Below are 11,052 nucleotides of genomic sequence, written 5' to 3' on the forward strand. Positions count from 1 at the left end.
GCGAGCGCGGCGTAGAGCGCGGTGAAGACGATCAGTGAGGTCAGCACCATGCCCGCGGAGTGGTGCGAGACGCCGTCGGCGACGTTGAGCCGGATCATCTGATCGCCGGTCGGGTTCGGCGCAACCACCCACGGCTGCCTGCCCATCTCGGTGAACACCCAGCCCGCGCTGTTGGCCAGGAACGGCGTCGGAAGCGTCAGCAGTGCTAGCCAACTGAACCAGCGTTGGTGGGGGAGGCGCCCGCGGCGGGTCAACCACAGGGCCGCCATCGCGAAAAGCACCGGTACGGCGAGCAATCCGATCATCGCGCGGAAGGACCAGTAGGTGACGAAGAGATTGGGCCGGTAGTCGCCGGCTCCGTACTTGGCCTGGTACTTCTCCTGGAGATCCTTGACGCCCTCCAACGTCACCCCGTCGAACCGCCCTTCGGCAAGGAACGGAAGGACGTAGGGCACCTCGATGAGGTGGTTGACGGCATCGCAGTTGTTGTGGGTGCCGACGGTGAGAATGGAGAAGTCGGGATCGGTCTCGGTGTGGCACAACGATTCCGCCGAGGCCATCTTCATCGGCTGCTGCTGGAACATCAGCTTGCCCTGGGCGTCGCCGGTCAGAGCCAACCCACCCGCCGCAATGAGCGTCACCAGACAGCCGAGGATCGTGGCGGGCCGGTACATGGTGCGGGCCTCTTCGTCGTGTGCACCGGCACTGCCGCTGGAGCGCACCAGCCACCACGCGCAGACGCCGGCGACGAACGTTCCCGCCGTCAGGAAGGCCCCGAAGACGGCATGCGAGAAGGCCGCCGTGGCAGTGTTGTTCGTGAAGAGGGCAACGATGCTCGTCAGCTCGGCTCGCCCGGTCTGCGGGTTGTAGCGGGCGCCCACCGGGTGCTGCATCCACGAGTTGGCGGCGATGATGAAGAACGCCGAGGCGTTGACGGCGACCGCGACGATCCAGATGCATGCCAGATGGACCAGTCGGGGCAGGCGGGTCCAGCCGAAGATCCACAGCCCGATGAACGTCGACTCGAAGAAGAAGGCGACCAGGCCCTCCATCGCCAGCGGAGCGCCGAAGACGTCGCCGACGAACCGGGAGTACTCACTCCAGTTCATCCCGAACTGGAACTCCTGCACGATGCCGGTCGCCACCCCGAGGGCGAAGTTGATCAGGAACAACTTGCCGAAGAACTTGGTCAGGCGGTACCAGGCGGTGTTGCCGGTGATCACCCATGCGGTCTGCATGACGGCGATCAGCGGAGCGAGTCCGATGGTCAACGGCACGAAGATGAAGTGGTAGACCGTCGTGATCCCGAATTGCCACCGTGATACGTCGAGCGCGTCCATTCACACCATCTCCCCGGGGCTGCCGGCAGTATCTACGACATAGTGTAGTAGATAAGTCGGCGACAGCCCAGGATGGTCTAGCTGCTGGCTTCCTCGGACTTCTCCGGCGTGGGATCGATGGACTCGTGCACTGGCGCTCCGGTTTGGAGACCTGAGTGCACCTGGCGGGTCGTCCGGCGAATGGCGACCGCCGAGACGACCTCCATCACGCCGATCACGATCAGCCAGATGCCGACGACGAACGCCAGGGTGCCGATCGAGTCGAACGGCGAGGCCAGCACGACGACACCGGCAACCAGGCTGATGACGCCGACGAAGACGTTCCAGCCTCGACCAGGAAGCGTCGGATCGCTGATCGCGGACACCGTCGTCGCAACACCGCGGAAGATGAAGCCGACCCCAATCCAGATGGCCAGCAACAACACTGCGTCGTAAAGATGACGGAAGGCCATGATCGCGAGGATGAGCGACGCGGCGCCGCTGATGAAGAGCAGCACCCGTCCGCCGGCGGACACGTCGAGGCTGAAGGCGAAGAAGACCTGTTGAATTCCGGTCAGCAGCAGGCCTGCGCCGAAGAAGATGGCGGCGATCGCAATCGAGATCCCTGGCCACGCGACGATGGCGACACCAAGGACGATCGCCAGCAGACCCGATACGGCGGCTGATTTCCACAGGTGCGGCAACAGACTTGGGACAGTGGGGGTGGTCATTCCCGAAGTGTCGCACAGCAAGCTTTTGCCACGCCTTGATTCACCGCGTTGCCGTTTCGTACAGCGCAGATCGACGACCAGCGTTAAGTTTCACCTACTACGGCGCGTCCATCCCGCTAGTGTTCCTGACGTCGTCGCCCGTGATGAATGAAGGCGACCCGATGCAGAAAGAAGTGACAAGGTGATAGCTGGAATTCAAGACCGCCGAGCGAGCTCACGCTGGTGGCGCGGTGCTGCGGTGATTGCCGTGTCGGGTGCGCTGGTCCTGTCGGGGTGTACCAAGAACACCGACACCACGGGGCCGACGACGGAGACCACGGCCGCCAAGGCAGCGAAGGTCGACGACATCGCGAACACCGTTCCCGAGGACATCAAGTCCTCTGGCAAGTTGATCGTCGGCGTCAACGTGCCCTACACGCCAAACGAGTTCAAGGATCCGAGCGGCAAGATCATCGGCTTCGACGTCGACCTGATGAACGCCATCGCCTCCACCCTCGGGTTGACGGCCGAGTACCGCGAGGCGGACTTCTCCAAGATCATTCCGTCGATCCAGGGCGGCACCTTCAACGTCGGAATGTCCTCGTTCACCGACACCAAGGAGCGCGAGCAGACCGTCGACTTCGTCACCTACTTCTCGGCGGGCTCGCTGTGGGCCAAGCCGAAGGGTTCGACCATCGACCCCGCGAACGCGTGCGGCAAGAAGGTCGCGGTGCAGGCCACGACGACGCAGGAAGTCGACGAATTGCCCGCCAAGAGCAAGGCCTGCACCGACGCAGGCAAGCCGGCGATCGACATCGTGAAGTTCGACGGCCAGGACCAGGCCACCAATGCCGTCATCCTCGGCCAGGCCGACGCGATGTCGGCGGACTCCCCGGTGACCTCCTATGCGATCAAGCAGAGCAACGGCAAGCTCGAGCAGGCAGGCGAGATCTTCGACTCGGCCCCCTACGGCTGGCCGGTCGCGAAGGGATCCCCGCTCGCGGCGTCTTTGCAGAAGGCACTCGAGCACCTCATCACGTCGGGCGACTACAAGACGATCGCGTCGAACTGGGGTGTCCAGGAAGGCATGATCGACAAGCCGGTCATCAACGGCGCGACCAGCTGATCGCCGGAATAGACCATGAGCGTTGACGTTCGCAGCCAATTGGAGCCAACGGGCTCTCCCGCCACCATCGATGCCGTCCCGATGCGGCATCCGTGGCGGTGGGTGACTGCGATCGTCATCGTCATCCTCGTCGCGCTGTTCCTGTACGGCGCGGCGACCAATGAGGCGTACGGCTGGGGCACCTTCGGCAAGTACATCCTCGACGAACGGATCGTCTCGGGGATGGTGGTAACCCTCGAGTTGACCGTGCTGTCGATGATCCTGGCGATCGTGCTGGCCGTGCTCCTGGCGGTGATGCGACTGTCACCCAACCCCGTGTTCCGCTCGGTGTCCTGGGTGTATCTATGGATCTTCCGAGGCACCCCGGTCTACGTGCAGCTGGTGTTCTGGGGCTTGTTTCCCACCATCTACAGGAACATTCAGCTGGGCATCCCCTTCGGGCCGACCTTCTTCACCTTCAACATCCAGAACCTGTCGCTGTACTTTCTCCTGGCAGTCATCGGGTTGGGCTTGAACGAGGCGGCCTACCTCGCGGAGATCATCCGCGCCGGCATCAGCTCGGTACCCGAAGGGCAGTCGGAGGCCTCCACCGCACTGGGCATGTCCTGGCTGATGACCATGCGGCGCACGGTATTACCGCAGGCGATGCGGGTGATCATCCCGCCGACCGGCAACGAGTTCATCGGCCAGCTCAAGACGACGTCGCTGGTGGCCGCAGTACCCTTCACCTTCGATCTGTTCGGGCGTCAGCGCGACATCTCGGCGGTGCTCTTCCAGCCGATCCCTCTGCTGCTGGTGGCGGCCGCGTGGTACCTGCTCATCACCAGCATCCTGATGGTCGGTCAGTTCTACCTGGAGCGATACTTCTCCAGGGGGGCCTCCCGCAAGCTCACCGCCAAACAGCTCGGAGCACTCGCCGACGCGCAGACCCTCGGAGAGGCTGGCCACACATGACAACGCCGATGGTCAAGGCCGAGGGCGTCTGCAAGAACTTCGGCGCTCTCAAGGTCCTCAAGGGGGTCACCTTGGAGATCGGGCGAGGCCAGGTGTTGGTCCTGGTGGGTCCCTCCGGATCCGGCAAGTCGACGTTCCTGCGCTGCATCAATCACCTCGAGCAGGTCAACGGCGGCCGATTGCACGTCGACGGCGACCTGATCGGTTACCGGGAGCGGGGCGACAAGCTCTACGAGATGCCCCCTCGGGAAGCAGCCAGGCAGCGCCGCGACATTGGCATGGTGTTTCAGCACTTCAACCTGTTCCCACACCGCACGGCGCTGGCCAACATCATCGAGGCACCCATTCAGGTCAAGGGCGTCAAGAAGGCGGTCGCGATCGCGCGGGCGAAGGACCTGCTGGAACAGGTCGGGATGGCGGAGAAGGCAACTGCCTATCCGGCCCAACTGTCCGGCGGTCAGCAGCAGCGGGTCGCGATCGCGCGCGCGTTGGCGATGGATCCCAAGCTGATGCTGTTCGACGAGCCCACCTCCGCGCTCGATCCCGAGCTCGTCGGTGAGGTGCTCGGCGTGATGAAGAAGCTCGCCAGTGAGGGGATGACGATGGTGGTCGTCACCCACGAAATGGGCTTCGCTCGCGAGGTCGCCGACCAGTTGGTGTTCATGGATGCCGGCGTGATCGTCGAAAGCGGCAACCCGCGTGAGGTTCTGAGCAACCCGCAACAAGAACGCACGAAGGCCTTCCTGTCCAAGGTGATGTAGTAGGGGCATGCCGGCGGCACCGAAACCCGATCCAGCCACCCCACTCTGGCGGGCGGCGCAGGTCTTCCGACTGCTGAGTTGTCTCTACGCGCTGGGCTTCCAGATCGCGATCAACGACAGCCTCGAGCGCCACGCCATCGGGTGGGCGCTGTTCGCGGTCCTGATCTCGTGGAGCGTCGCCTGCGCAGCGGCCTACCTTCACGGCTACGGCAGGCGAATCGCCTGGGTGGGCACCGAGGTCGTGGTGGTCGTAGCTTTGATGCTGTCCACGAAGATCGTCGCCTCCAATCAATGGGCACTGGACAACCAGTCCTGGCCGACGACGTTGTGGGCCACGAACGCAACGATCTCGGCGGCGATCCTGCTCGGCCCGATCGGTGGCATGGTGACCGGGCTGTTGGTGACGGCGTCCAGTGCGGTGCTCAAGGGCTATGTCAGCATCGACGTCGGACGCAACGCCACCGTCGTGATCGAACTCGCCGTCGGCCTGGCGATCGGCATGGCGGCGCAGACCGCCCGGCGCGCACACACCGAGCTGCAGAGGGCGGCTCGACTGGCGGCGTCATTGGAGGAGCGGGAACGGCTGTCCAGGGAAGTTCACGACGGCGCGCTCCAGGTGCTGGCTCTGGTCGCTCGGCGCGGACGTGAGATCGGCGGTCCGACAACGGAGCTCGCAGAGTTGGCGGCTGAACAGGAGCGCGCGCTGAGGCGATGGGTCAGCGACGCGGGCGCGCGGGTGCCGGAGGGGGCCGAGGCCGACCTGGTTCCGATGTTGCGCGGTCGCGCCTCCGATCGGGTGTCGGTCAGCCTGCCCCCGGATCCGGTCATGCTGTCCGCAGACGTGGCCGCGGAAGTCGTCGCGGCGGTCGGGAATGCGCTGGACAACGTCGTCGCGCACGCAGGCGCGGACGCCCGTGCCTACGTGCTTGTCGAGGACCTGGAAGACTCGATCGTGGTCAGCGTTCGCGACGACGGGCCGGGGATCGCTGCCGGCCGCATCGAGGAAGCCGCCGGCGAGGGTCGGGTTGGTATTTCGAAATCGATTGTCGGACGGATGAATTGGCTCGGCGGGTCCGCACGCTTGAACACGGGACCAGGAAGGGGGACGGAGTGGGAACTGACCATTCCACGTTCACCGTAATGGTCGTCGACGACCATCCCATCTGGCGCGACGCGGTCGCCCGTGACCTCGCCGAGGAGGGGTTCACCGTCGTCGCCACGGCGGACGGCGTCGGTTCGGCCCGGCGCCGCGCCGCGGTGGTCAAACCCGATGTGGTGGTGATGGACATGCGCCTGTCGGATGGCAACGGCGCAGGCGCCACCGCCGAGGTCCTGATAGTGTCGCCCGCCTCGCGCATCCTGGTGCTCTCGGCGTCGGACGAACGCGACGACGTGCTGGACGCGGTAAAGGCCGGAGCGACGGGCTATCTGGTCAAGAGCGCGTCGAAGGGTGAACTCGCGGAGGCGGTTCGGGCCACCGGCGAGGGCCGTGCCGTCTTCACGCCAGGTCTTGCGGGGCTGGTCCTCGGTGAGTACCGGCGCATCGCGCGCTCGCCGGCCAGCGATTCGGTCCCGAGTCTGACCGAGCGCGAGACGGAGATACTGAGGTACGTCGCCAAGGGTCTGACGGCCAGGCAGATCGCCGAGCAGCTGTCCCTGAGCCATCGCACGGTGGAGAACCACGTACAGGCAACGTTTCGAAAGTTGCAGGTGGCCAACCGCGTCGAGTTGGCGCGCTACGCGATCGAACACGGCCTCGACGGGTAGTAATACTCATCCCATCGTCCGCGGATGATGCCACGATGGCGCCATGACCGAACCGGATCAGGCCATCATCGCCAGGTTGTCGTCCGACTTCGCCGCCATCGCCGCGTATCTGGCGCGCGCATCGGTCGACTTGCGTCAGCTCGAGCGGATCGTGGCCGAGCGACCGGCGCCAGCCGCCCCATACTGGCAACCACCCCCGGTGGCACAGCCGCTTGCGCCGCCGGTTGCTCAGCCGGTTGCTCAACCGGTCTCGCCGGTTGCGCCGCGTTCGGACGGCTGGATCGGCAAGGCCCTCGCGGTGGCGGGGGTCGCCGTCACATTGGTCGGGGTGGCACTCCTACTCGTCCTCGCGGCCCAGGCCGGCATCCTGCGTCCCGAGTTCCGGGTGTTCGCCGGTGCCGCCCTGGCGGCGGTACTGGTGGGGGTGGCGGCGCGACTCGTCAATCGGCCGGGTGGTCGGGTCGGCGCGATTGCCTTGGCCGCCACGGGTATTGCGGCCGCCTACATCGACGTCATCGCCGTGACCACGATCTACCACTGGGTGTCGGCGCCCGTCGGTCTGCTGATCGCGGCGGCCGTCGCCGTCGCGGGCCTGATGTTGTCGCGCCGTTGGGACTCCGAGCATCTAGGCCTGCTCGTGCTGGTCCCGATGATCGGTCTGGCGCCCGTCGTCGCCGACGGAGTCACCCTGCTACTGGTCGGCTTCATGCTGGCGCTGAGCGCTGCGTCGGTGCCCATCCAGCTGGGCAGGGACTGGATCGGCATGCACGCGGCTCGCGTGGCGGTGAGCACGCTGCCGCTGCTCGTCGCGCTGGCGGTGGTGAGCTTCGACTCCACGCGGTCGCCCCTCCTTGCGGTCGCCTGCTCGCTGGCGGCTGCGCTCGCGATCGGTAGCGCTCTGATCCTGTTGCCGCACAGCAGCAATTCGGCCGCGATGGCAGTGCTGAGCGCGGCAGGAACCGCGCCAGTGCTGGCGGCGTCGATCGCCGTCGAAAGAACCGCCGCCGCGCTGATGGCTGCGGTGTTGTCGGCGCTGCTGCTGGGGATCGTGGTGGCCGCCGGTCGCCTGACGATGGTCACCGCCAGCGTTCGGACGATCTGGGGTGCCCTGGCCGCCGTGTCCGCGCTCATCGCGGTGACGGTCGCATTCGACGGCCCGGTCGCCGGGCCGGTGCTTCTGGCGATGGCCGTGGTCGTGGCGGTCGCGGGTCGACGCAGTCGGGTCGCACGCTGGTGTGCGCTCGGGTTCGGCGTCGTGGGTGGGTCCTTCTATCTCGGCTACGCTCCGCTGACCGATTTGGTCGCGGCAACCACACTGACCACGCCGATCGCCGTGTCGACGCTCATCGCCAGCCTCCTGGTAGTGGCGTGCGCCGTCGCGATCGCGTGGTCCTGGCCCGCGGACTGGTCGTGGGCCACCGCCGCGGTGGTCGCGCTCTACGGAATCACCATGTTCGCCGTGACGGCCGGCGTGCTGCTCGGCGGCGAGGTCCAGGGATTCTTCGCCGGGCACGTGGCGGCGACGATTTGCTGGATTACGTTGGCGGCAGCAGTATTCCGCTACGCCGCGAGGGTTTCGCGGTCGCAGCGCTCGCTGCCGATCGGTGGTGGCATGGCACTGGTGGCGGCCGCCATGGCCAAGCTGTTTCTGTTCGACCTCGGAACGCTGGACGGCATCTTCCGCGTCGTGGTCTTCATCGTGGTGGGTCTGGCGCTGCTGTGGATGGGAGCCGGCTATGCGCGACTGCTGGCACAGCAGGACGATCGTGAGCAGCAGGCCTAGGGGCGTCGGCTGACGAGATACCAGGTCCGCATGAGGCCCTTGCCCTTGACGTCGATCTCGCCGCGCTCCTCGAAGGTGAACTCACCGTTCAACCGCTCGTAGACCTCGTTGGGCACCTGGATGCGGCCCTCGACGTCCGTCGACTCCATCCGCGACGCGACGTTGACGGCGTCGCCCCACACGTCGTAGAAGAACTTGCGGGCCCCGACGACGCCGGCCACGACGGGACCGCTGGCTAGGCCGATGCGAAGGGGAACCGCGCGTCCCCTGGCGTCGACGAGGCCCGACACCGCCTCGGCCATGTCCAGAGCCAGGCAGGCAAGGGCTTCGAGATGGTCTGGGCGCGGTTCTGGGACACCGCTGACCACCATGTACGAGTCGCCGCTCGTCTTGACCTTCTCGAGGCCGTGGTGGTCGACGAGGGCATCGAGATCGGTGTACAGCGCGTCCAGGAAGCGCACCAGGTCGGCCGGTGCGGTGTCACTCGCGCGCTCGGTATAGCCGGCGATGTCGGCGAACAGGATGGACGCATCCTCGTACTTGTCGGCGATGATTCGGCGGGCCGGATCCTTCAGTCGCTCGGCGATCGACGCGGGAAGGATGTTGGCGAGCAGCGACTCGGACCGTCGGTACTCGGACTCCATCGCCGCCTCGGCGCGAGCCGTCTCGCGTAGCGCGTACCAGACCGTCGCCACCACCAGGACCCACGCGGCGATCGTGTTGACGACGAAGGCCATCTCGAACGCCCAGTCGGGCTGGGTGCCGGTGTTGTGGGGGACGAGCAGTTCGAGCGCGATCACGGCACCCGCGCCGATCACGGCCATCAGCGAGGCCAACCTGATGCGGTCGATTCCGAGTACCAGCACGGCGATGGCGGCCGCGACGAGGAAGTAGAAGTGCAGGCCGCCCGCGCTCCCGACGTATGTCGTGGAGGCCGTGATCACCGCGTACGCCACGACGTAGAACACGACGGGTGGAAGCAGGTCGCCGTATCGGTACAGGCGGGGGATCAGTAGGAATACCACGGCGCTGACGAGATTCAGGTAGCCGAGCCATCGCCCGTCCGTGGTGATCAGAAGTTGCTGGACACCGAAGAACACGCTGACGACGGCACCGATCCGCGTCGTCACCGAAAGCACGCGCATCTGGCGTGCCGTGCTCTCGGCCCGGTGTTGAACGCGGCCGCGAAGGTGGGTCTCGATCGCAACCGTGGGAAGGCAGTTGGACCGTCGGGCGGGCGACCGGGAGCCGCTCAACGCCCCACTGCCCCCAACGGCCGACACGGGCCGAGCGTAGCTCGCGGTGGTCAGCGAAATAGCTGTTATGTGCCCTCGGTGAGACTCGAACTCACACTGCACGGGTTTTGAATCCGTTTCCTCTGCCAATTGGGATACGAGGGCGTTCGCGGTGCGGTTCCCCACCATAGAGGATCGGCCCGAAGGCCCGTCACGGCCCCGCGGTCGCTGATCTGCGCCACTCACGGGACAATGTGTCCATGACCGGGTCAACGACGGACGCCGCTACGCCGCACCGTGTGCTCATTGCCGAAGACGAAGCTCTCATTCGGATGGATCTCGCAGAGATGCTGCGCGAGGAGGGCTACGAGGTGGTCGGCGAGGCCGGTGATGGCCAGGAGGCGGTGGAACTTGCCGAGAGCTTGCGACCCGACCTGGTGATCATGGACGTGAAGATGCCTCGGCGCGACGGCATCGATGCGGCCGCCGAGATCGCGACGAAGCGCATCGCCCCGATCTTGATACTGACGGCGTTCTCACAGCGCGAGCTCGTCGAGCAGGCCCGAGACGCCGGCGCCATGGCGTATCTGGTGAAGCCCTTCTCGATCACCGATCTGATTCCGGCGATCGAGTTGGCGGTCAGTCGATTCGGCGAGATCTCGGCGTTGGAATTGGAAGTCGCGTCGCTGTCGGACCGGCTCGAGACCCGCAAGCTGGTGGAGCGCGCAAAGGGTTTGCTCCAGGCCAAGCAGAAGATGTCGGAGCCAGAGGCGTTCAAGTGGATTCAGCGCGCGGCCATGGATCGGCGCACCACCATGAGGCGCGTCGCCGAGGTCGTTCTCGAAACTCTTGACGGGCCCGAGTCGTAACAACTGGGTTTCCTGACGCGCGATTTCGCCCGATGACACAGGCGACACTCAGTCCGCGTTCGTCAACATCACGCACCGGCGCGATGTGTTGGCTATGTTCTACCCGAAGCATCGGCGTTCCGGGCGACGTGACCTGCGTCGTCGGTGCCAATGACAACGTTGACACGGAGGTGAGACGTGCGCGGTCGCATGGCACGTAGTGCATTTGCTCTTGGAAGCACCGGCTTGCTCGTTTTGGGCATCGCTGGCTGCAATCAGTCGGCGCCGGCAGGGGACAGCGGCTCTGGGTCGTCGTCGAATCTGAAGATCGTCGAGCAAGTGCAGATCGATGAGAACGGCGCCGAAGTCAAGGCGGCCTCGGGTGCTGCGCCCGCGGACCCCACCGGTGACGGAAAGGCGACCTGCCCGCCGGTGTCGATCGCGATGGCGGGTGCCCTCAACGGACCCGACGCCGCGCTGGGCATCAACATCAAGAACGGCGTGCAACTCGCCATCGACAAGCACAACGCCGCGAACCCGGGTTGCCAG

10 protein-coding genes, 1 tRNA gene and 1 pseudogene are annotated in these 11,052 nt (G+C 65.8%); 8 read left to right on the plus strand and 4 right to left on the minus strand.

Going from position 1 to position 11,052, the window contains the following annotated elements; genetic code table 11:
• Together QOD90_RS11300 and QOD90_RS11305 are read right to left on the minus strand one after the other, a co-directional pair.
• Positions 1 to 1,340, minus strand: a 1,340-nt coding sequence (locus QOD90_RS11300; protein ID WP_526349636.1) for a cytochrome ubiquinol oxidase subunit I, incomplete at its 3' end; no start/stop codon positions are given.
• Between the two features lie 77 nt (positions 1,341 to 1,417).
• A complete protein-coding gene (locus tag QOD90_RS11305) occupies positions 1,418 to 2,068 on the minus strand; it encodes an HdeD family acid-resistance protein (protein ID WP_526349650.1) in 651 nt (216 codons plus the stop codon).
• 163 nt (positions 2,069 to 2,231) lie between these two features.
• Between QOD90_RS11305 and QOD90_RS11310 the strand changes: the two genes are divergently transcribed.
• Genes QOD90_RS11310 through QOD90_RS11335 form a run of 6 tightly spaced genes read left to right on the plus strand, consistent with a single transcriptional unit; the run spans position 2,232 to position 8,420 of the window.
• Positions 2,232 to 3,155: an ABC transporter substrate-binding protein gene (locus QOD90_RS11310; protein WP_526349638.1), complete on the plus strand. Its 924-nt coding sequence runs from the start codon at positions 2,232 to 2,234 to the stop codon at positions 3,153 to 3,155.
• A 15-nt stretch (positions 3,156 to 3,170) separates the two neighbouring features.
• Positions 3,171 to 4,109 (plus strand): amino acid ABC transporter permease, encoded by a 939-nt coding sequence (locus QOD90_RS11315; protein WP_526349640.1) that lies wholly within the window; start codon positions 3,171 to 3,173, stop codon positions 4,107 to 4,109.
• 8 nt (positions 4,110 to 4,117) lie between these two features.
• A complete protein-coding gene (locus QOD90_RS11320) occupies positions 4,118 to 4,870 on the plus strand; it encodes an amino acid ABC transporter ATP-binding protein (RefSeq protein ID WP_526349652.1) in 753 nt (250 codons plus the stop codon).
• A 7-nt stretch (positions 4,871 to 4,877) separates the two neighbouring features.
• A complete protein-coding gene (macS, locus tag QOD90_RS11325; protein ID WP_526349642.1) occupies positions 4,878 to 6,011 on the plus strand; it encodes a MacS family sensor histidine kinase in 1,134 nt (377 codons plus the stop codon).
• Positions 6,011 to 6,637, plus strand: coding sequence for a response regulator transcription factor (locus QOD90_RS11330; protein WP_526349654.1), 627 nt, complete (start codon positions 6,011 to 6,013; stop codon positions 6,635 to 6,637). The genes macS and QOD90_RS11330 overlap by 1 nt, the downstream gene beginning before the upstream one ends.
• Before the next feature lie 43 nt (positions 6,638 to 6,680).
• The gene (locus tag QOD90_RS11335; protein WP_526349644.1) at positions 6,681 to 8,420 is read left to right on the plus strand and encodes a DUF2339 domain-containing protein; all 1,740 of its coding nucleotides are present in this window, start codon (positions 6,681 to 6,683) and stop codon (positions 8,418 to 8,420) included.
• On the opposite strand, the gene QOD90_RS11340 is transcribed toward QOD90_RS11335, so the two are convergent.
• Positions 8,417 to 9,703 carry an adenylate/guanylate cyclase domain-containing protein gene (locus QOD90_RS11340; RefSeq protein WP_526349646.1) on the minus strand — a complete coding sequence of 429 codons (1,287 nt, stop codon included), beginning with the start codon at positions 9,701 to 9,703 and terminating at the stop codon, positions 8,417 to 8,419. The genes QOD90_RS11335 and QOD90_RS11340 overlap by 4 nt on opposite strands.
• Before the next feature lie 43 nt (positions 9,704 to 9,746).
• A tRNA-Leu gene (locus tag QOD90_RS11345) sits at positions 9,747 to 9,820 on the minus strand.
• 95 nt (positions 9,821 to 9,915) lie between these two features.
• Here QOD90_RS11345 and QOD90_RS11350 point away from each other — a divergent pair.
• Positions 9,916 to 10,524 carry a two-component system response regulator PdtaR gene (locus QOD90_RS11350; protein WP_526349648.1) on the plus strand — a complete coding sequence of 203 codons (609 nt, stop codon included), beginning with the start codon at positions 9,916 to 9,918 and terminating at the stop codon, positions 10,522 to 10,524.
• A 177-nt stretch (positions 10,525 to 10,701) separates the two neighbouring features.
• Positions 10,702 to 11,052 (plus strand): annotated as a pseudogene (locus tag QOD90_RS11355) (branched-chain amino acid ABC transporter substrate-binding protein); the annotation flags it as partial.

Source organism: Mycobacterium sp. (assembly GCF_032161845.1).
Lineage (GTDB): Bacteria > Actinomycetota > Actinomycetes > Mycobacteriales > Mycobacteriaceae > Mycobacterium.

What these genes read in the sequence shown, in the direction of transcription:
- QOD90_RS11335 (WP_526349644.1), top strand. Translation starts at nt 6,681, where the DNA reads ATGACCGAACCGGATCAGGCCATCATCGCCAGGTTGTCGTCCGACTTC.
- QOD90_RS11320 (WP_526349652.1), top strand. Translation starts at nt 4,118, where the DNA reads ATGGTCAAGGCCGAGGGCGTCTGCAAGAACTTCGGCGCTCTCAAGGTC.
- QOD90_RS11330 (WP_526349654.1), top strand. Translation starts at nt 6,011, where the DNA reads ATGGTCGTCGACGACCATCCCATCTGGCGCGACGCGGTCGCCCGTGAC.
- QOD90_RS11350 (WP_526349648.1), top strand. Translation starts at nt 9,916, where the DNA reads ATGACCGGGTCAACGACGGACGCCGCTACGCCGCACCGTGTGCTCATT.
- QOD90_RS11315 (WP_526349640.1), top strand. Translation starts at nt 3,171, where the DNA reads ATGAGCGTTGACGTTCGCAGCCAATTGGAGCCAACGGGCTCTCCCGCC.
- macS (WP_526349642.1), top strand. Translation starts at nt 4,878, where the DNA reads ATGCCGGCGGCACCGAAACCCGATCCAGCCACCCCACTCTGGCGGGCG.